Source organism: Thermovenabulum sp. (genome assembly GCF_049701175.1).
Taxonomy (GTDB): domain Bacteria; phylum Bacillota; class Thermosediminibacteria; order Thermosediminibacterales; family Thermosediminibacteraceae; genus Thermovenabulum.
On the sequence record NZ_JBNATW010000011.1, the window covers coordinates 1 to 21699 of the forward strand.

Here is a 21699-nt window from a genome sequence, read left to right on the forward strand (position 1 = left end):
AATGCAATAAATTTGTGATAGAAATTAAAAAAAATGGTACAAAGCAAAAAGCTCAATTTTAAAATAAAGTTGAAAAATTATGGAATTCTTGATATATTAGTTTAAAATTAAATAATAATACTTTAAAAGGAGGAAATTTTTATATGAAAAAATACGTTTGCGAAGTCTGCGGTTATGTATACGACCCTGAAAAGGGCGACCCTGAAAATGGAGTAAAGCCGGGAACCCCTTTCGAGGCGCTACCCGATAATTGGACATGCCCTGTATGCGGTGCAGGTAAAGATATGTTTGAAGAGGAGGATTAAAACTTGAAGGAAGCTTATAAAAAAGCTATTGAATTTGAAAGAAAGGGTTTTGAATTTTATAAAAAAATTGCAGGTGAAATAACCCAGCCCCTTGCCAAAAGGCTTTTTGAATCCTTGGCAGAGCAGGAAAAAGAACACATTCGTTCGATTGAAGACATTTTTGAAAAAGGCAGTTTTGAAGAGGGGCATAAAGAATTAAGCGATGGTAAAAAAATGGAAGATGAAATAAAAAAAGTATTTTATGAATTAGAAGAAGAAAAAAGAAAAATCCCCCTTGATCATGTAGAAGGTTATAAGCTTGCAATGGAATTAGAAAAAAAAGGCTACGAAATGTATAAAGAATTTTTTCAAAATGCAGAAGGAAAGGAAAAAGAATTTTTTGAAAGACTTATGGAGCAGGAAAAAGAACACCTTGAATCTCTCGATAATGTATATAGGTACCTTACGGAATCTGAAGTCTGGTATTCGGAAGAAGAAAGCAAGGTATGGAACTGGATGAACATGTAAGAGGTGATAATATGACTTTAAAAAAAATTGATGATGGCATATTCTGGGTAGGAGTAAACGATTGGCCTTTAAGAGATTTTCATGGACTTTCTGTAAATGGAGGGTCTTATAACTCCTATCTCCTTTTAGGTGAAAAAAATATTTTGATTGATACGGTTTACGAAAAATATAAGGAAGATTTGAAAAAGAACATAGAAGAAATTATTCCAATTAATGATTTAGATTTTATCCTTTTACTTCACTCCGAAAACGATCATTCTTCATCTTTACCCTTTATTTTGCAAAATGCACCAAAGGTTAAAATATTATGCACTAAAAAGTGTGCCAATTTCATAAAAAAACTCTATCAAATACCCGAAGAAAAAATAAATATAATAAAAGATGGTGATACAATAAAATTTGAAGACTTTTCCATAAAAATTTATGAAACCCCCATGGTTCACTGGCCTGATACTACTTTTGCTTTTATACCTGAAAAGCAGATATTATTTTCTACAGATTTTCTTGGTACGCAGGTTGTGGCAGAACCCCTTATAATTGAAGATGTTTCAAAAATAATTGAAGAATCAAGGGATTACTATACTTTTCTTATGAGGGCTTATTGGGAACAGGCGTTAAAAGGGGTAGATAAGGTAAAAGAATTGTCGCCAAATATTGTAGCTCCCTCACACGGCCCTATTTTAAAAGGCAATGCAGTAAAAGACATGCTATCTTACTATAAAAAGTGGTGCTTAAATCCGGAAACGAAAAAAGCCATTGTAGCATATGTCAGCATGTGGAAGGGAACAGAAAAAATAGCAGAACTTCTAAGTGAAGGCCTTTCAAAAGAGGACATACCCGTAAAAGTAATTGATCTTGCCAATACTCCTTTTTCTGAAGCCCTTTCAGAGACTTTAGAAGCTAGTGCGGTACTTTTGGGTACTCCAACCTTTGTTAAAGGAATCCATCCCTTGATGTATGCTTTCTTAACTTTCTTAGAAATCATAAAACCAAACTGCAAGCTGGGCATGGCCTTTGGTACTTACGGATGGGCAGGCTTAGGTGTAAAAGAATTGAATGAAAAAATGAAAGAAATCGGAATAAAAATCATTTGTGAACCCTTACTTATCAATATGACTCCTGATTACAATGAAAAACAAGAAATCATTGAAAAAGCAAAAGAAATAGCAAAAATAATAAAAAATAGCTTTTAAAATTTTAAGCTGCGGTTATCAATCGCAGCTTTTTTTATTTAAAAGTTCTTCAGATAATCTTTTAATTGCCTTCTTTTCTATTCTTGACACATACGAGCGGGAAATCCCTAACATTTTTGCTACTTCTCTTTGTGTCCTTTCTACTCCGTTAGAAAGGCCAAATCGCAGCTCCAAAACCTTTTTTTCCCTACCCTTTAGCGAGTTTTTTATCTTTTCTATCATCCTTTTTTTCTCAAATTTGTTTGCAATTTCATCTAAAACTGCATCGGTATCACTGCCCAATATATCTATTAATGATATTTCGTTTCCTTCTTTATCGATTCCTATTGGCTCCTGCAAAAAAACTTCATTTTTAAATTTTTTTGTTGACCTCAAACTCATTAAGATTTCGTTTTCAATACATCTTGCTGCATATGTTGCAAGCCTACTTGCTTTATCTTTGTCATAAGTATCAATGGCTTTTATAAGTCCAATCGTTCCTATTGATATTAAATCTTCAATTTCCTCACTTCTATTTGAATATTTTTTAACTACATGTGCAACAAGCCTTAAATTCCGCTCAATAAGAATATCTCTCGCTTCTTTTACCCCTTTCCTGAAAAGTTCTAAATACTTCTCCTCTTCTTCAGGGGAAAGAGGCTGTGGAAACGCTTCACTATCAGATATAAAACCAAAAAGCGAAAAAAGTTCTTTTAATAGTAAAATACCAAGGGCACCAAGTAACGCCAATTTATCCAACATAAAATACCTCCTCCCTCGGCGTTACTTTAGTATATGCCCTTGTGCTTTAAATTGTGCAAGTCTAAAAATTTTTTTAATGAAATTGGTAAAAATAATAAAAAAGAGGAGGAGCGTAAAAATGAATGTTTATAAAAAATTGGAAGAAAATATAAAAATAATCAAAGAAAAGCTAGATTCTGAAGATATTATTTTAAGAGAAATTAACATTGAAGATAATTTTCCTAAGCTAAGAGCATTTTTGTTGTTTATTGATGGCCTTGCTGATAAAAATTTAATTCAAGAACACATAATAAAATCCTTAAATCTATTCTACAAAGAAAAAATTTTTAACTTAGATATTTTAAAGAAAAAAATAATTGAAACAACAGTCTTAACTGCTGTTGATATTAAAAACGAAAAAAGTTTAGATAAAGTATTTGATTTTGTTCTTTCAGGAGATACAGCTTTATTTATAGATGGGTTTGATGAAGCAATAATAATAAGCTCGAAAGGATATGAAAAAAGGAGCGTCTCAGAATCCTCAGCAGAAGCTGTAATTTTAGGCCCAAAAGACAGTTTTACAGAAAACTATAGGACAAATATTGTTTTAATAAGAAGAAGGTTGAAAGATATCAACTTAAAAATTAAAACAATCAAGCTTGGAAGACACACAAAAACTGATGTAGGTATTTTATACATTCAAGGAATTGCTAATCCAAAACTGATTGATGAGGTATTAAAGAGGTTAAATAAAATCGATATAGACGGTATCATTGAAATAGGTTACATAGAACAATTAATCGAAGACAATTGGTTATCTCCCTTCCCACAATTTAGAAGGACGGAAAGGCCTGATGTCGTTGCAGGTTCGCTGTTAGAAGGGAATTTTGCCATAATATGTGACAACACTCCCTATGCATTAATTGGTCCTACAACTTTTTTAAGTCTATTTCAGTCTGCTGAGGATTACTATCAAAAATGGTATATTGCAATGATCATCAGATTCCTACGCTTCTTAGCACTATTTTTTGCTACTTCTGCACCTGCATTATATGTAGCATTCACATCCTTTAATCCTGAAATGATTCCAGCTGATCTTTTACTTTCCATTGCTTCTACAAGAGAAAATGTACCTTTTTCATCACCTATAGAGGCTTTATTGATGATAATTATTTTAGAAGTTTTAAGGGAAGCAGGAGTAAGGCTCCCCGGTCCTATTGGTAAAACCATAGGTATAGTGGGAGGTTTAGTGATCGGAGAAGCTGCAGTAAAGGCGGGAATAGTAAGCCCAATCATGGTAATCGTCATTGCTTTAAACGCCATTTCTTCTTTTGCTATTCCCAATTACAGCATCGCAATAGCCTTTAGAATATTAACATTTATCTTCCTTCTGTTTGCTTCAATCGCTGGACTTTTTGGTATTATAATGGGTTTTATCCTAATAATTTGCCATCTTGTAACTTTAAAGAGTTTGGGTATAGCATATCTTTATCCCTTCGTAAATTTAGATCCAGAAAAAATGCAGGATGTAGCCATCAGAGCCCCACTTCCTTTTATGAAAGAGAGGCCCGATTACCTGCAACCCCTTGATCAAAAAAAATTGAATGATGGTGATAAAAATGCAGGTGTTTGACAACGACAAAATCACCACAAAGCAGACAATATATTTATTGATAAATGCAACAATAGGTGTAGGTATACTAATGCTTCCTCATACCCTTGCTCAAGAGGCAGGACAAAATGGATGGATGTTATTAATAACTGGCGGTTTATTTAATTTTATTGGCAGTTATTTCGTTGCTCAATTAGCAAAAAAAAGCACTTCCATGAACGCATTAGATATGTCTGACATATTTTTCGGTAAAGCAATCTCATTTTTAATAAAAATATTTTATTTTTTATACTTTTCAATTATAACAGTAACAGTAATACAAATTTTTTCTGAAGCAATAAACAATTTTCTATTGAGGCATACACCTAAAGAATTTGTTGTAATTTGCTTTATTTTGATATCAGCTTATTTAATACGCGTCGGGGTAGAAGCCTTAGCTCGAACGTGTTATATTCTTACCCCTTATTGGGTAATACCTTGTATTTTAATACACCTTCTTAGTATTTCAAGAGCAGATTTTACAAGATTGCTTCCCCTTTTTGATATACCTATTGAAAAATTTTTTACAGGTTCTTACAAAGTTTTATTCAGCTTAGTAGGATTTGAAATATTGTTGTTAATAGGTCCTAATCTTAAAAATCCAAACAAAACCGTAAAAATTGTATTATCTTCCAACCTTTTTACAGTAATATTTTACATTTTCATTACAATAATGATTTTTTCCTGTCTTGGCTTGGAAGAAGCAAAAATATTCAAATGGCCCTGCTTTGAATTATCAAAAAGAATAATAGTACCTGGTGAATTCTTAGAAAGAATAGATGCTCTTGCCATTTCTTTATGGATAATTACAGTATTTACTACAATTTCTTCGTATTATTTTGCAGCATCCACGTGTTTAAAAAGTCTTTTAAGGCTTGAAGAATTAGGATTATCTGTGGATATGGTTTTCCCTATAATATTCTTGCTTTCTTTAATACCCAAAAATATGGAAGAAATTGAAGTATGGCTTTCTTTTGCAGAAATGTTGACTTTACCCGCTTGCTTTATAATACCCTTTGTCTATTATATACTGTTAAAGATTAAAAAAACATAAATTAATTTAAAAGGCTTTTAATTTCCTCAAAGATAGTGTTTAAATCCTTTTCCACTGTTAATACTTCATCCATTTTTTTCTGCAAATCAATATTAAATTTTTCATCATCAATGCTTTTCAAATTTATCTTAACATTCAGCCATGCACCTAAAAGGGAGCTTTTTAATGCAAGAGCACTTACTCCAAGGTCTGTAACAGTTGATGGATTTGTATTGGATAAAGCATTTTTCAAAAGCTTTGACGCTTCTTTAACCTTCTCCATAATTTTTAAGGGTGTTTCCGCAGCTTCTTTTAAAGCTTGTTGTAATGCTTCATTTCTTCTTTTTTTATCTTCATCTGTACTTTTTGGCATCTTTAAAGCCTCTGATACCTTTTTAAATGCTTCTGTATCTTCATCCATCAAATCTTTGAAATCCTCTAATAAAACCTTTGCTTTTTCTAAAATTTCCTTAACCATAGGCTCTTTTTCCTTGAATTTTTCTTTTCCAATTGTTAAATTACACACCATACAAAGAAGCGACACTCCTAAAGCACCCATTAAAGCGGAGGCTGTACCTCCGCCTGGTGCAGGGCTTTTCGAAGAGAGTTCTTCAAGAAAATCCGAAATTTTAAATTCCTGAAAAATCATACTGCATCCCCCAATTTTAAAGTTTGCTATTAAAATAAACCAAAAATATTTCCTTCTTTATCTATGTCAATCTTTTCAGCAGCAGGTACTCTTGATAGTCCCGGCATGGTCATTATTTCTCCTGTAATTGCCACTATAAAGCCAGCCCCTGCCGAAATTTTTACCTGACGAACCGTTATCTTAAACCCTTCAGGCCTTCCTAAGAGCTTTGGGTTATCAGAAAGAGAATATTGAGTCTTTGCCATGCATATAGGAAGTTTGCTGTATCCTAATTTTTCTAAGATTTCTATATCTCTTTCTGCTTCTTTCGTATAATCCACTCCAATTGCACCGTAAATTTTGTTAGAAATGATTTCTATTTTTTCTTTTATGGAAAGTTCGAGAGGGTATAAAAAGTTATTTTTATCCTTTTTGTCATTTTCTATTTCTATTAACTCCAAAACTCTATGTGCAAGTGCTTCTCCGCCTTTTCCGCCTTCAGAGAAAACTCTTGAAATTTCTGCATATACTCCTTTATCTTCACAGAATTTTTTTACATAATCTAATTCTCTTTGAGTATCCGAAGGAAATTGATTTATTGCCACTACTGCAGGTATATTAAATATATCTTTTATATTCTCTATATGCTTTTCAAGGTTTCTTACTCCTTTTTTCAGGGCATCAAGGTTTTCTATATTTAAGCTCTCTTTTGCCGCTCCTCCGTGGAGTTTTAGGGCTCTGATGCTTGCAACAATTACTACAGCATCGGGCCACATTCCTCCTATACGACACTTTATGTCCAGAAATTTTTCCGCACCCAAATCCGCTCCAAAACCTGCTTCAGTAACCACAATGTTCGATAGTTTCATTGCAAGTTTAGTTGCAATAAGGGTGTTGCATCCGTGGGCAATGTTTGCAAAAGGACCACCGTGTACAAAAGCAGGATTACCTTCAATAGTCTGGACAAGGTTTGGGTTAATCGCATCTTTTAAAAGTGCTGCCATAGCTCCCTGTGCTTTTAAATCCGCTGCCTTAACGGGATTACCATCATAGCTGTAACCCACTATAATATTTGAAAGCCTTTCTTTTAAATCCTCCAAATCCTTTGAAAGGCAAAGCACAGCCATTACTTCCGATGCCGCAGTTATATCAAAACCGTCTTCCCTTGGTACTCCATTTGCCTTTCCTCCAAGGCCGTTTACAATAAATCTCAACTGCCTGTCATTCATGTCCATAACCCTTTTAAAAGTAATCCTGCGAGGATCGATATTTAAACTATTACCATGATATATATGGTTATCCGTCATGGCAGCAAGTAGGTTATTTGCAGCTGTTACTGCGTGTAAATCACCGGTAAAATGCAAATTTATATCTTCCATAGGGACCACCTGAGCATAACCACCACCAGCTGCTCCGCCCTTTACTCCAAACACCGGCCCTAAGGAAGGCTCCCTTAAGGCAATCATCGCCTTTTTGCCGAGTCTATTTAAAGCATCTCCCAAACCAACTGTTGTAGTAGTTTTTCCTTCACCTGCAGGTGTTGGATTTATTGCAGTTACTAACACAAGCTTTGCATCTTTTCTGTCCTTTAGCTTTTCTAATAATCTATGGTTTACCTTAGCCTTGTATTTACCAAATCGCGAAATATCATCTTCTGTTAAACCAAGCTTTTCAGCAATTTCTCCTATATCCTTTAATTTCGCTTCTCTTGCAATCTCAATATCGCTTTTCATTATAAAAACCCCCTTCATTTATTTTTCAAAAACCAATTTCCCCTTTTTGATAACCCTTTTAACAAGATTTGTTCCGTAATGATAGCATATAAAATCCAGGTCTTCTGCTTCCCAAATAACTATGTCAGCATTTTTGCCAATTTCAACAGAACCTATAGTTGATGCTCTATTGATTGCAGCTGCTGCATTTAATGTAACGGCAGTCAATACCTCTTCTGGGGTCAATTTATACTTTAAACATGCAAGGTTCATAACTATCTGCAAAGACTCGTTTGGTGAAGACCCTGGATTAAAATCAGTGGCAAGGGCGATGGGAACATTTTTTTGTTTTATAAAATTTGCCCTTGCAAAATCTTCATTAAGGTAAAAGGAAGTCCCTGGCAAGAGCACAGCAATTACACCTTTTTTCGCCAATTCTTCTATGCCTTCATCATCTGCATGTATTAAGTGCTCTGCTGAAATTGCTCCAACCTTAGCCGCAAGCTTTGCTCCACCCATTGAAGTAATCTCATCTGCATGAATTTTAGGTATAAGGCCGTATTTTTTGCCTTGTTCCAAAATTTCTTCAGATTCCTTTAGATCAAATACACCTTCCTCGCAGAAAACATCGCAAAACTCTGCCAAGTTTTCTTCCCTTACTTTTGGAATCATTTCTTCTTTAACAATTCTTATATACTCCCTTTTGTCTTTATATTCCTTTGGTACTGCATGGGCTCCCATAAATGTAGGCACTATTTCCACAGGTTGACTTTCATTTAAAATTTTTACAGCCCTCAAGGTTTTTAGCTCATCTTCTGTATTTAATCCATATCCGCTTTTTGCTTCACAGGTGGTAGTACCGTATGAAAGCATGGTATAAAGGGATTTTTTTGCACCCTGGACAAGTTCTTCCAATGTAGCTTTTCTTGTTTTTTCTACAGTATGCAAAATTCCTCCACCCATTTTTAATATATCAAGGTATTTATACCCTTTTATCTTCAATGAAAGCTCTTTTTGCCTCCACCCTGCAAATATTAGATGGGTATGGGGGTCAACAAGACCCGGTGTCACAAGCTTTCCCTCGGCATCAATCTCCTCATAACAAAAATTATTTTTTAAATATTCAATATCCGTTTTTTTGCTTTCTTCTCCTATGTAGGCTATTTTCCCCTCTTTAATTACTAAAAAAACATTTTTTAAAAAACTTATTTCGCCCTGTTTTTCCCCTCCTTTTGCCTTTTCCCCATGCGGCGTGGCTATAACTCCTATATTCCTTATTATTAAGTTCATCCGCCATCCTCCTGAAAAAAATTTAAATATTTTAGAATAAAGCGGGGGTATTCCCCGCTTTATTCACTGATAAGATAATTTTCTAAGATTTGTTTTTCTTCATTAAAATTTTCTAATCTCAAATAATATTTCGCTGTATCTATAAGGGCTTTCATCGGTGTAATGCCAACAATTTCACTTCCGATGATTTCCACACCATATCTTTTTGCTTCTATCTTAATTAGCTCAAATACCCTGTAAATGGCTGTTTGCTCGTAGTTAGTGAGGTTCATGGAAACCTGAGCAATTTGCCTGTCTTCAAGCATTACTCCAATTGCTTTAACATTCTTTAATCCCCCGCTGCTTTCCCTTATAACTTTTGCTATGTTTTTTGCTATGTTAATATCTGAAGTGTTGAGGTTCACATTATAAGCAATAAGGGGCATTCTTGCACCTACCGCTACAACCCCAGCTGTGGGGTGTATTTCAGGTTTTCCAAAATCGGGCATCCATGCCGGGTCTTTCAGCTTTTGAGGCATCCCCTCAAATTCGCCCTTTCTAATTTCCGCGAGGTTTTTCCTTTCCGGCCTTGTTGCGGAAGCCTCATATAAAAACACCGGGACTGAAAGTTCTTCTGCAATCCTTTTCCCTAAATCCTTTGAAAGTATTACACATTCTTCCATCGTAACATTTTTCACTGGCACAAAGGGTATAACGTCCACTGCTCCCATCCTTGGATGCTCACCCTTATGCTTTGTCATATCTATTAGCTCCACAGCCTTTTTTGCCGATAAAAAGGCTGCTTCCTTTACCGCTTCTGGTTCCCCCATAAAGGTAAATACGCTCCTGTTGTGGTTTTGGTCAGAAGAATAGTCCAACAGTTTTACCTTAGGAACCTTTTTAATCTCTTCTGCAATTTTTTCTATAATTTCCTTTCTCCTTCCCTCGCTAAAATTAGGTATGCATTCAACTATTTTTGTCATTATATTTTCCTCCTCAATTTTTTTACTTCAGCATAGGCATTTTAATCCCTTTTTCTTTAGCAGTCCTTATTGCAATTTCATAACCAGCATCGGCATGGCGCATTACACCTGTACCCGGATCGTTGTTTAAAACCCTGGAAATTCTGAGGGCTGAATCATCGGTGCCGTCCGCTACTACCACTACACCTGCATGAATAGAATAGCCTATACCCACTCCTCCACCGTGGTGAACGGATACCCATGAAGCTCCTGAAGCCACATTAAGTAAAGCATTTAATATGGGCCAATCGGCTATAGCATCACTGCCATCCTTCATAGCTTCTGTTTCCCTATAGGGTGAAGCTACAGAACCGGTGTCATGATGGTCCCTACCTATTACAATCGGCGCTTTTAATTCTCCATTTTTTACCATTTCGTTGAAGGCAAGAGCAGCTTTTGCCCTTTCCCCGTATCTTAGCCAGCATATTCTGGCCGGAAGGCCTTGAAAAGCCACTTTTTCTTTTGCAAGTTTCAGCCATTTTGCTAAATGCTTATCTTCCGGGAATAATTCCAGTACCTTTTCATCGGTCCTGTAAATATCTTCAGGGTCGCCTGAAAGCGCTGCCCAGCGGAAGGGACCGCTGCCTTCGCAGAAAAGATCCCTTATAAACTCGGGAACATAACCTAAGATTTCAAAGGCATCCTTTACGCCTGCGTCATAAGCTTGTCTTCTTATATTATTGCCGTACTCAAAGACTATTGCTCCCCGTTTTTTCATTTCAAGCATTGCCCTTACATGTTCGGCCATACTTGCCTTAGCTTTTTCAATGTATTCCTTGGGGTTTGTTTTTCTAAGTTCAATGGCTTCTTGTAAAGTCATATGAGCTGGGACATATCCGTTTAAAGGATCATGCGCTGAAGTCTGATCGGTCACCACATCGGGTATTATTCCTCTTCTCACCAATTCGGGGTGAACCTCGGCTGCATTGCCAACCAAGCCGATAGAAATTGCTTTTCCTTCTTCCTTTGCTTTTAAAGCAATATTTAATGCTTCATCTAAATTTTCAACCATAACATCACAATATCTTGTTTTTATCCTCTTTTCGATCCTTTTTCTATCTACCTCTACCACCAAAGCCACACCGTCGTTCATAGTAATTGCTAAAGGCTGTGCGCCGCCCATACCACCCATACCGGCCGTTAACACGAGTTTCCCTTTTAATGAACCTCCAAAATACTTATTTGCGCATGCAGCAAAAGTCTCATAGGTTCCCTGCACTATCCCTTGAGTGCCTATATATATCCAGCTTCCTGCAGTCATCTGCCCGTACATGGTAAGCCCTCTTTTTTCAAGCTCCCAAAAGGTCTCCCAATTTGCCCATGCCGGAACCAGCATGGCATTTGATATCAGCACTCGAGGTGCCATAGGGTGAGTTTTAAAAATGCCAACGGGCTTTCCCGACTGTATTAATAAGGTCTCGTCGTTTTCGAGATTTTTTAACGCTTCTACAATCTTATCAAAGCATTCCCAGTTTCTCGCAGCTTTGCCGGCTCCTCCGTATACCACCAAATCTTCTGGCCTTTCTGCCACTTCAGGATCCAAGTTATTCATAAGCATCCTCAGGGCTGCTTCCTGATGCCAGCCCTTGCAGGTTAGTTTATTACCCCTTGGGGCGCGAATTACCCTTTCCATTATATTACCTCCCCAAAATATTGAATAAAATAACGTTTTGCTAAATTCTAAAATTTAATTTTATTTATTTTTTCACTTTTATAATTCTTTATTTATATCTCATTTCCTCTAAAAAAAATTTGTCCACCTGGGATTTTTTTGCTTTCCTTAAAATTTTTTGGCGATATTCCCACTTCCTTTTTGAATACTCTTCCAAAGTAATTGGGGTCTTGATAGCCTACGCTTTTTCCTACTTCTTTCACACTCATATCTGTAGTAGACAAAAGGTGAATAGCCTTTTCTATGCGAATCTTCGTCAGATAGTCAATAAAGTTCATTCCCGTAAAATTCTTAAATTCATGACTGAAATAATAAGGGCTTAGATGCACATAGTTTGAAACCTCTTCTAAAGTAATATTTTTTTTGTAATTATTCCTTATATATTCCAATGCTTTTTCGAAGGCTTGAAGGTTTATCCTTTTCCTAATATTAAATATCTCATTAATTATATTTTCTATATATTCTTTTACTTGATTTTCCAGTTCCACAATATTATCGCTTTTTAAAACTCCTTCAAAATACTTTCTACTTAAACCACTAATTTTTTCTTTATCAACTCCAGATTCTAACGCTAGTTTTAATATCAAAGATAAAATTTCAATTACCCTGCTTTTTATGCTTACAGGATTATAGATTTTATTTCTTTTTATAGAATTCAAAAGCTCGTCGATAAGATTGAAGGTTCCTTCCTTATCACAGCTTAAAATTTTAACAGATAAATTAGATTCAATCTCTATCGAAAAAACACCAATTTCATCCTTTTGTGGATATATATCAGCAAAATGAATAACTTGGCTTTGCCCAAGATAAAATTTACAATTTAGCGCCTCCAAAGCCTCTTTAAAGGAAAGATGCAGGCTATCTAAATTGCTGTATCTAGTACCTATCCCTATGGAAACAAAAACTCCTGCATCTTTTTCAATATCATTTTTTATTTTTTCCGCAATTTTAAAAGCCTGTAATTTTTCTTCCTCTTCAAAATAATTTAACTCGAAAACGGCAGCATATCGCTGTTCGTCAATTTCAACATAATATCCATTGACTGCTGAAATTGCTTTTTCCATTATTCCCATAAACTTTTTTCTTAAAGCCCTTTTTTGGGCTTCACTTTTATTTATGGTTTCTGAATAATAATTGTCATGGCTTATGACCATTACCGTATTGGGAATTATACTAATATTCAACTGTTTTAAAAGATACCAAATTTCCTTTACACTATCAAAATTGTTAAACAAAAGATCTTTTAAAAAACCCTTTCGAGCAAAATCTAATATCTTACTTTTCTCCATAGTAAATTTCTCCCTTAAGTAATAACTTTTGCTGTAAATAGTGGACTTTTTACTATCTCCCTTGCTTTTTCATATCCAGCATCAGCATATCTTATTACACCTAATTGAGCATCAGCTTGAAGAGATCTTTCCAACCTTATATCAGCTTCTTTTGAACCGTCGGCAATAACGGTCATCCCTGAATGTATAGAATAACCTATTCCTACTCCTCCACCCTGAAACACACCTACTAAAGTTGCTCCACAACCAGCATTCAACATAGCGTTTAATACAGGCCAGTCAGCAATGGCATCGCTTCCATCCTTCATATTTTCCGTCTCTCTGAAAGGAGATGCCATTGACGCAGCATCCATATGATCCCTTGTAATGGCAATAGGTGCCTTTAATTCCCCCGATTTGACCATTTCGTTAATAATTTTCCCAAACAAAGCTCTTTCATAAAAGTTCAACCAGCACACCCTTGCGGGAAGACCGTGAAAGGAAAGTCTTCTTTCTACAAAATCAATCCAGTTTATTATCTTTTTATCATTTTTAAAAAGTGTTAACAAAACCTCATCGGTTCTATAAATATCCTCAGGGTCTCCCGAAAGGGCTACCCATCTAAAGGGACCTCTTCCTTCGAAAAATAACGGCCTTATGTATTCTGAAGCAAAATTAGGGATAACATTAAAAGAATCCACACCTGATAATTTTCCCTGTTCCCTTAAGTTATTACCGTATTCAAACACCACAGCACCTTTACGCTTGAATTCTATAAGAGCTGCCACATGCCTTTTTATAGTTTGTCTTGCAATTATTTCGTATTTTTCCGGGTCAGCTTCCCGCATCGATGCAGCTTCTTCAGGCAGCAGCCCAGAAGGAACATAACTTTTCAAGTCATGAGCAGGCGTTTGATCTGTAACCACATCCGGAATAAAATCTTTTTCCAAAAGCTTTTCATAAACATCAGCAGCATTTCCAATTAGACCAATGGATAGCGGTTCTCCTCTTTCTTTGTATTCTAAAGCTATTTCCAAAGCATCTTCTACTGAAAATACCATTACATCGATAACATTTGAAAGCAACCTTTTCTTAATAACATTTTTATCTACTTCAGCCACAATAGCTATACCTCTTAAGCCTGTAACAGCAAGAGGCTGGGCGCTACCCATTTCTCCAAGCCCCGAAGTAAGAACAATCTTTTTCTTTAAACTTCCGTTAAAATGTCTAATAGCAACCTGTAAAAAGGTTTCCCACGTCCCCTGTAAAATCCCTTGTGTGCCTATAAAAGCCCATGAACCTGCTGTAGACTGCCCGTAAGAGGTAAGTCCTTTTTTTTCTAATTCATAAAAGGTCTCCCAGGTTGCCCATTTAGGGACAAGTAAAGCACCTGCCATCACTACTCGTGGAGAAAATTCAAAGGTTTTGAAAATACCTACAGGTTTGCCCGATTGAATTAAAAGGGTTTCATCATTTTCTAAACTTTTAAGTGCTTCTATAATTGCATTTAAACACTCTAAATTCCTTGCTACCTTTCCACACCCTCCGTAGGCTATTAATTCCTTAGGTTTTTTGGCAATATCAGGATCGAGACAGTTCAGGAGGAGCCTCAAAAGCCCCTCCTGCTGCCAGCTTTTGCAAGATATGTTTTCCCCGGTAGGTGATTTGAAAATTGACATATGAATCATCCTCGTATAAATAAAAATATTTATTATTTTAATCATATACTTCCATTTTATAAATTTCAAATAATTACCTCTAAATATTAACAAGTTTTTAAAATATTACCATTGCTATTATTGCAGCAAAAATAATAGATAATATGGTTCTTTCTACCCATATAGCTAGTATTTCAGCAAGATTTAAAGGTATTTCAGTTGATAGAATACAAGGAATTGAAGCAGAAAAGAAAAGTATTGCTGATATCGAAACTACTCCTACTACGAATTTAGTGACAATCGGAGCTTCAGCAGCAATCATAGCAGGTAAAAACATTTCTGCAATTTCGACAGCACATGCTTTTGCGGCTAAAAAAGGCTGTGGCAACCTTAGAATAGCTGTAAAAGGATAATAAATCCATCCTATTATATCAAAAAGAGGAGTATATTTTGCAAGAATTAATCCTAAAAATCCTACAGACATAATTGTAGGCAAAATAGATGTAGCCATTTTAAAACCATCTTTTAAATTTTGCACTATATTTTTCCAAATATCGGGAGCTTCTGAAGCTGATTTTAAAGCCTCCTCCCAAGCAATAGCCAATAGATTGCCTTTTACCTCCTTTTCAGGATTCGGTGTTCCAATATACTCATCTTGCTTTTTAGATAAAGGCCATATTCTCGCAGTAACAGCCGTAACTATAAATGTTACAAAAAAAGTTACCCAGAAAAATGTATTCCACATATCCATGAGTTTTAAAGTTTTTGCAACAATAATCATAAAAGTTGCAGAAACGGTTGAAAATCCTGTTGCTATTATTGCTGCTTCTTTTATGGTATATTTCCCTTCTTTAAAAACTTTGTTTGTAATCAAAAGAGCTATTGAATAGCTTCCTACAAAAGAAGCAATAGCATCGATTGCTGATCTTCCAGGTGTCTTAAATAACGTTCTCATTACGGGCCGTAAAAGAGTTCCAACAAATTCCATAAGACCATAACCAACTAAGAATGCCAAAAATACCGAACCTATAGGAACAATCAGGCCTACTGGAACAACTAATTTATTTAGTAGAAAAGGACCAACATTGGGATCCATCATCCATTTAGGTCCGGCATTGAAATAAACAATAAGGGCTATTATTATACCTGCAATTTTAAAAATCGAAAAAATAAAATCTACTTTGGATTTCTTATAAACTCCATTAATCCAAGGCATAATAGCTCCAATTGCTGTAACAATTAAGGCATAAATTAAAGCAGGTTTCGCTAAATTTTGACGTATCCATGTTACTATGTGGTCAATAGGTATTGATGAACTTCCATTAAAATTAACGGGAATAAAAAACATAAAAAATCCTATCGCACTATAAATCAAAAACCTTAATGCAGAACCGGACTTATTCATAATTTCGCCCTCCTTTTTCAATAATTTTTGTAATTTATTTTCTATATTTTATATTCAAAAACCTCTTTTATTTATTGCTTTATATGAGTATTATTTTGCTTTAAAAAATCAGGGAACAAAAAATCTGTAGCATGATTTTTGCTACAGATTCTGTAAACCCTTTATTTCCTGTATTATCTTTGCAAATAAAGGTGCTGCATTTGAAGGGCCTGAGCCTCCTTTTTCAAGGAAAATTGAAACTATATATTTTGGATCATCGTAAGGGTAATAACCCACAAACCATGCATGGGTAGTACCATCTCCTAACTCTGCAGTACCCGTTTTCCCAGCACTTTTTTTCTCATCTGGTAAATTAGCCTTAACAGCACTCCCGTAAAGGCATGCAGCTTTCAAAGCCTCTTTAATCTTATTTGCAGTTTCCTGTGAAATTACTCTTTTGCCAACATAATTGACATTGCTATCATCAAATATTATCTGTTCATCCTTATTTATTATTTTTTTGACCACATGGGGCTTAATCTCACGTCCTTCATTTACTATTGTTAACATCATTTTTGCTGCTTGGATAGGTGTGATTTGAATCTTCCCCTGCCCAATGGATATATTCCCTAAGTCCTGATAATATAAATTTTTGGGATCAGGTATAAACCCAGCTTTTTCCTCAGGTATATCCTCTAATACTTTTTCTCCAAGGCCAAACTTTTTTGCATATTCAACTATTTTTTCCTTACCAAGCCTCAAGCCCAATTCAATAAAAACCACATTGCAGGAGTGCGCAAGAGCATCTTTTAAAGTGATCTTGCCGTGGCCTCCGTTTTTGTAACTTGCACATTTAAAAATATTTCCCCCAACTTTTATATAACCGGGGCAGTCAAAGACTTCATCAAGATCTGTTATATTTTCTTCCAATGCAGCTGAGAGGACCACAAGTTTAAATATGGAACCGGGAATATAAGGCATTAACGCTCGATTTAATAAAGGAGAATCGGGGTCATTTAAATAATTTTCCACAAATTTTTGTTTGAAATTAGGGCGGCTTGCCATAGCAAGTATTTCTCCCGTTTTTGCATCCAATACAACCACCGCACCCTTATTTACTTCTTTATCCAAGATTTCTTCCACTTTTTTTTGAATATTTTCATCAATTGTCAAATATACTCCCCAAGAAGTTTTATTGCTTTCTTTAATTGTCCCCTTAATAGGCTGGCCGATTCCGTCAAAAAATATTTCTTCATTTTTCTTAGACTGTCCAAGTATTTTATCGTAGGCTTTTTCAATACCGCTTTTACCATCCAATCCCACCAGGTGAGTAGCCAAAGCATTTTCGCCATACCTTTCGATTTCATTGTAAATCAGTATCCCCGGGCTTACCCTTTCAAATTCCTCAATAGTTTTAATTTTTGACGCCTCGGTTATTTTAATATAAGGTTCCTTTAAATCCTTCTCCTCTATTATTCCTTTTTTAATCAATATGTTTTTTTTGTCCTCATTGAGCCAACCGGGAGAGATGTAAGCAACTTTTTTTCTCGTGGTATCGAGAAGTAAAAAATTGTTCCTTGAATAGATTCCTCCCCTTACTGCTTTTTCTTCCGGCCTCGTCCATTGAGAAATTGCTTTTTCATATAAATATGGCCTTTCTAAAATTTGTATTAAAAATAACCTTGCAACCAATATTATTATACAAACCAAAAACATTCGGTGTAAAAAATAAAACCTACCCTTTTCCATAAATCATCACCAAAAGGTAGGTTTTCCCTCTTTTTAACAATTTATTCAGCTGGTTTTCTTAATATATCGTATGGCTTCAGCGGAATATCTACTTCAATCTGGAAAATTTGCTTTGGATGAGGCGCTTTATCGATTTCATTGCCTTCTACATCCCACATTTTATTTATCACAAAACTAAAGCTTTTCTTGTCAGGGCTTAAAATCTCTATTTTATCTCCCACCTTTACAGGATTCCTTTGTTCTATAAAAGCCTTTTTTGTATCTTTATTGTACTCTTTTACAACTCCAACAAATTCGTATTCTTTAGAATAGGTGCTTGATGTATAAATTTGAGCATTTACATCGGGCTTACCAAAATAAAAACCATGAGTGTACTCCCTATGGGTTATTTTTAAAAGTTCTTGCTTCCATTCTTCTTTAAAAACAAATCCATCAGGATTTTCTACTGCACTGTCAATAGCTTCTCTGTAAAGCTTTGTTACCTGAGCTACATAGTGTAGGCTCTTCATCCTACCTTCTATTTTTAAGCTGTTTATTCCCGTTTCAAGAAGTAAAGGTAGTTTATCAAGCATGCACAAATCCTTTGAATTGAAAATATAAGTGCCCCTTTCATCTTCAAACACCGGGAAATATTGGCCAGGCCTTTTTTCTTCAACCAAGTAGTATTTATATCTGCAAGGATGAGCACATTCTCCTCGGTTTGCATCGCGAAAAGTAAGGTAATTGCTTAAAAGACACCTGCCTGAATAGGATATACACATAGAACCGTGCACAAAAACTTCCAATTCTAAGGTTTCAGGGACCTTTTCTCTAATCTCTTTTATTTCTTTTAAGCTGAGCTCCCTCGCAAGAATGATCCTGTTAACACCTATATTATGCCAAAAAATACAGCTTCTCCAGTTTATAGAATTTGCCTGTGTGCTGAGGTGTATTTTTATATGAGGCACGAGTTCTTTCACAAGGGTAAAAACTCCGGGATCTGACAAGATAAAAGCATCAGCACCCATTAGTGCTACTCTTTTAATAAAAGATGGCATAGCCTCAAGGTCTTCATTGTGGGGAAATATATTTATTGCTACATATACCTTTTTACCTCTTTCATGAGCAAAATTTATTCCTTCTTCAAGTTCCTCTAAGGAAAAATTATCCGCTTTTGCCCTCAGGCTAAAATCCTTTCCGCCCACATAAACCGCATCTGCTCCATAAACTATTGCGTATTTTAATTTTTCTAAATTTCCTGCAGGAGCTAATAGTTCAGGTTTTTTCATTCGAATATCCTCCAGTTTTATAATTTTTATTTTTCGGTATTACTATTCCTATCTTGCTGATTTTTTGCTTTCAAATGTTCCTGATAGGTTACACTAAAAGTATGCGAGCCGTCTCCGTTCGATACAAAGTATAAATAATCGTTTTTGTCAGGCTTTAATGCAGCGATAATAGCTTTATATCCCGGTGATGATATAGGACCTGGCGGAAGCCCTCTGTAAAGATAAGTATTGTATGGCGAATCTTTTTTTAAATCTTCCAATGTTAATCTTTCCTTATGTTCGTCCAATATATATTCAACAGTAGCGCAGGATTGCAAAGGAATATTTTTTATTATCCTATTATGAAAAACAGCTGAAATTATCGGCTTTTCTTTATCAATTTTTGCTTCTTCTTCGATAATAGAAGCCAATGTAACCACCTGTAAAGTATTTAAATTTAATTTTTCCTCCAATAATTTTACATCAGGTATACCAAAATATACCTCTTCAAAACGTTTAATAAGTTTTTCTATATAATACCTTGCGGGTTTATTTTTTGGAAAAAAATATGTATCTGGAAATAAGAAACCTTCTAATGTAGCATTATCAGGTAGGATTTTTAGAAAATCAAACTTATCCTTAAAATTTTTTGCTACTGCTTCCCTTAAAAACTCGTCTTTTTTTACCAGCCTTTTTTCTTCAAATATCTTAGCAATTTCTTTTAAGTTAGATCCTTCAGGGATTGTCACTTTTTCTAAAAAGGTTTCGCCCTTGACTAATTTTAAAAGTATTACCTTTGATGACATCGAAGGACTTAAAATATAATCTCCGGCTTTAATTTTTGTATCGTAACCTTTTAATTTGGCATATAAATAAAATATTGAAGAATTCCTTATGAGATTCTTTTCTTTTAAAGTATCAGCTATTTGCTTTGCATTTTTACCCTCTTCTACTTCAAAATCCACTTGAATTTTTTCGTCAGAAACGGGATTTAAATTAACATTAACGTATAAATATGCAAAAGTAATAATCAAAAATAATATAAAAAAAACAGTAAAATAAACTAAATTTTTATTCTTTAGTAATAAACTGTCTTTAAACTTCTCAAAGGCTGCCTTTGTATTCAAAAGCTGTCCCTCACTTTTTAAAATACTTTATTAAGCCGGATTTTTTTATAAACCTAATCAATGGAATACCTAAAAATATTACAGCTATTGCTTCACCTACCGCAATATATAATACCGTAATCCAATAGGGCATGTGATATAAGAATGAAAGGTAATAGGATACTCCAAAGGCGTTTAATATTATAGGCCATAAAGCCCCTAAATACTCATTAGGCATTCTGCTGGTCAAGTATGCTGCAATCAGGGTAATAAGGCTCCCTCCGTAAATATCCCAAGGACCAAGCCCTCCTAAAATGTTTGCAATCATACAGCCTGCAAAAAGCCCTAATACCGATGAAGAATCAATAAGGGGAATCAATGTCAATGCTTCAGAAACCCTTACCTGAATAGGTCCATAACTTATAGGCTTTAAAAGATAAGTAAGGGATGCATAAATAGCCCCTATAATAGCTGCTTTTATTATGTATTCTATTTTTTTCATCACTTTTCCTCCCTGCTCAATACTTATTTCCGCTCATCATTAAAAAGGAAATTTTACAACAATAGGCAAAATTACGGGAACAATCATTGTTAAAATGAAACCTGAAATTAAAGCTATAACTGTATAGTCCAATCCCAATACCCTTGATATTAATGGGAGTGTAGTATCCATAGCTGTCGCACCGCAAACACCTATCGGAGCAAGTTTACTTATTTTCTTAAAATAAGGAAGAAATAAAAAGGCTGTTAACTCCCTTAAAACATTAGCCAAAAATGCAATTGTTCCAAGTTCAGGACCTTTGATTTGAGATAACAAAACACCCGACATGCTGTACCAACCGCACCCAGCACCTACTGCAGCTGCTTCACTTATAGGCATTTTTAAAAAAATACCGCCAATACTTGCTCCTATAATGCTTCCTATACCTATTACAAAAGGTATAATAAGGAGATTTAAACCCTTTTCCTTTATTTTGAATATTATATCCTTTTTTTTAGATAAATCATAACCGATAAAGAAGATAAGAATCAAGAGCAAAAGGGTTATTATAAGGTCTAAATTAGTAAAAAATATAAATTTATTAAATAATAAGCCGCTAATCATCCCGGATACTACTGCTATCATTATCATTCTGCTCATAAAGTTTTTCCTCTACTCCTTTCAATAAAACAATGCTTCCCAAGATAGAAAAAATACAAAGGACAATTGCCTTAAATCCAATGAAATTTAAACTTTTCAACAATCTTTCATTGGCTCCAAGTTTGAAGCCCATCAAAAATAAAAGTACAAAAAGATTTATATTTATAATTCTATCAATTAACTTCTGGTTAATGGTAATTTTTCCATAATAACCTATGGCTATACCAAAAATAAGGCTCAAAAATATGTACTGCAATGAAAATCCCCCTTTTCCAGTTTATATTATACAGTGTTTTTAGTCAAATATATATATTCTTTACAATCAATAATAGTTTTGGTATAATTAAGAACGTGGCGAAGGGGAGTAGCCAAGAGGTAAAGTCACCATCACGGCAGATATTCCTGCCTGGCTTTATCATCCTTTCAGAGGATGG

General features: G+C 34.9%; 20 protein-coding genes. 5 read left to right on the plus strand and 15 right to left on the minus strand.

Translation table 11 applies throughout. From position 1 onward, the window contains the following. The first annotated feature begins 143 nt into the window (after positions 1-143). The 3 genes from rd to ACPLVF_RS05275 are packed head-to-tail and all read left to right on the plus strand — an operon-like array spanning position 144 to position 2005. Positions 144-305, plus strand: a complete 162-nt coding sequence (gene rd, locus ACPLVF_RS05265; protein ID WP_424906783.1) for a rubredoxin — start codon at positions 144-146, stop codon at positions 303-305. Between the two features lie 3 nt (positions 306-308). Further along, positions 309-812 carry a ferritin family protein gene (locus ACPLVF_RS05270; protein WP_424906784.1) on the plus strand — a complete coding sequence of 168 codons (504 nt, stop codon included), beginning with the start codon at positions 309-311 and terminating at the stop codon, positions 810-812. Beyond that, a complete protein-coding gene (locus ACPLVF_RS05275) occupies positions 791-2005 on the plus strand; it encodes an FprA family A-type flavoprotein (protein ID WP_424906785.1) in 1215 nt (404 codons plus the stop codon). Before ACPLVF_RS05270 ends, ACPLVF_RS05275 begins: the two co-directional genes overlap by 22 nt. Positions 2006-2023: 18 nt before the next feature. Here ACPLVF_RS05275 and sigK read toward each other — a convergent pair whose 3' ends face one another. Continuing rightward, positions 2024-2746 carry an RNA polymerase sporulation sigma factor SigK gene (sigK, locus tag ACPLVF_RS05280; RefSeq protein WP_424906786.1) on the minus strand — a complete coding sequence of 241 codons (723 nt, stop codon included), beginning with the start codon at positions 2744-2746 and terminating at the stop codon, positions 2024-2026. Between the two features lie 118 nt (positions 2747-2864). On the opposite strand from sigK, the gene ACPLVF_RS05285 reads away from it, so the two are divergent. Both ACPLVF_RS05285 and ACPLVF_RS05290 read left to right on the plus strand, forming a co-directional pair. Further along, a complete protein-coding gene (locus ACPLVF_RS05285) occupies positions 2865-4358 on the plus strand; it encodes a spore germination protein (RefSeq protein ID WP_424906787.1) in 1494 nt (497 codons plus the stop codon). After that, entirely contained in the window at positions 4345-5430 is a 1086-nt protein-coding gene (locus ACPLVF_RS05290; protein ID WP_424906788.1) for a GerAB/ArcD/ProY family transporter, read from the plus strand. Before ACPLVF_RS05285 ends, ACPLVF_RS05290 begins: the two co-directional genes overlap by 14 nt. A 1-nt stretch (position 5431) precedes the next feature. On the opposite strand, the gene ACPLVF_RS05295 is transcribed toward ACPLVF_RS05290, so the two are convergent. The 14 genes from ACPLVF_RS05295 to ACPLVF_RS05360 all read right to left on the minus strand — a co-directional run bounded on the left by ACPLVF_RS05295 (position 5432) and on the right by ACPLVF_RS05360 (position 21521). Further along, positions 5432-6058 carry a cyclodeaminase/cyclohydrolase family protein gene (locus ACPLVF_RS05295; protein WP_424906789.1) on the minus strand — a complete coding sequence of 209 codons (627 nt, stop codon included), beginning with the start codon at positions 6056-6058 and terminating at the stop codon, positions 5432-5434. Between the two features lie 29 nt (positions 6059-6087). Beyond that, positions 6088-7770 carry a formate--tetrahydrofolate ligase gene (locus ACPLVF_RS05300; RefSeq protein WP_424906790.1) on the minus strand — a complete coding sequence of 561 codons (1683 nt, stop codon included), beginning with the start codon at positions 7768-7770 and terminating at the stop codon, positions 6088-6090. An 18-nt stretch (positions 7771-7788) separates the two neighbouring features. Beyond that, positions 7789-9039 (minus strand): imidazolonepropionase, encoded by a 1251-nt coding sequence (hutI, locus tag ACPLVF_RS05305; RefSeq protein ID WP_424906791.1) that lies wholly within the window; start codon positions 9037-9039, stop codon positions 7789-7791. 59 nt (positions 9040-9098) lie between these two features. Then, positions 9099-10001, minus strand: a complete 903-nt coding sequence (gene ftcD, locus ACPLVF_RS05310) for a glutamate formimidoyltransferase (protein ID WP_424906792.1) — start codon at positions 9999-10001, stop codon at positions 9099-9101. Between the two features lie 22 nt (positions 10002-10023). Beyond that, a complete protein-coding gene (gene hutU / locus ACPLVF_RS05315; protein WP_424906793.1) occupies positions 10024-11673 on the minus strand; it encodes a urocanate hydratase in 1650 nt (549 codons plus the stop codon). A 92-nt stretch (positions 11674-11765) separates the two neighbouring features. After that, positions 11766-13001, minus strand: coding sequence for a helix-turn-helix domain-containing protein (locus ACPLVF_RS05320; RefSeq protein ID WP_424906794.1), 1236 nt, complete (start codon positions 12999-13001; stop codon positions 11766-11768). A gap of 14 nt (positions 13002-13015) precedes the next feature. Then, complete coding sequence (gene hutU, locus ACPLVF_RS05325; RefSeq protein WP_424906795.1) at positions 13016-14659, minus strand: urocanate hydratase; 1644 nt, start codon at positions 14657-14659, stop codon at positions 13016-13018. A gap of 97 nt (positions 14660-14756) precedes the next feature. After that, the gene (locus ACPLVF_RS05330) at positions 14757-16043 is read right to left on the minus strand and encodes a YjiH family protein (protein ID WP_424906796.1); all 1287 of its coding nucleotides are present in this window, start codon (positions 16041-16043) and stop codon (positions 14757-14759) included. Between the two features lie 141 nt (positions 16044-16184). Then, complete coding sequence (locus ACPLVF_RS05335) at positions 16185-17771, minus strand: peptidoglycan D,D-transpeptidase FtsI family protein (RefSeq protein ID WP_424906797.1); 1587 nt, start codon at positions 17769-17771, stop codon at positions 16185-16187. 41 nt (positions 17772-17812) lie between these two features. Then, positions 17813-19039 (minus strand): peptidase U32 family protein, encoded by a 1227-nt coding sequence (locus tag ACPLVF_RS05340; RefSeq protein WP_424906798.1) that lies wholly within the window; start codon positions 19037-19039, stop codon positions 17813-17815. Positions 19040-19065: 26 nt separating this feature from the next. Beyond that, on the minus strand, positions 19066-20145 hold the full coding sequence (gene mltG / locus ACPLVF_RS05345) for an endolytic transglycosylase MltG (RefSeq protein WP_424906799.1): 1080 nt from the start codon (positions 20143-20145) through the stop codon (positions 19066-19068). 10 nt (positions 20146-20155) lie between these two features. After that, on the minus strand, positions 20156-20626 hold the full coding sequence (locus ACPLVF_RS05350; RefSeq protein WP_424906800.1) for a QueT transporter family protein: 471 nt from the start codon (positions 20624-20626) through the stop codon (positions 20156-20158). Positions 20627-20665: 39 nt separating this feature from the next. Then, positions 20666-21265 (minus strand): lysine exporter LysO family protein, encoded by a 600-nt coding sequence (locus ACPLVF_RS05355; RefSeq protein WP_424906801.1) that lies wholly within the window; start codon positions 21263-21265, stop codon positions 20666-20668. Beyond that, on the minus strand, positions 21222-21521 hold the full coding sequence (locus ACPLVF_RS05360) for a LysO family transporter (protein WP_424906802.1): 300 nt from the start codon (positions 21519-21521) through the stop codon (positions 21222-21224). Before ACPLVF_RS05360 ends, ACPLVF_RS05355 begins: the two co-directional genes overlap by 44 nt. Positions 21522-21699: the final 178 nt, after the last annotated feature.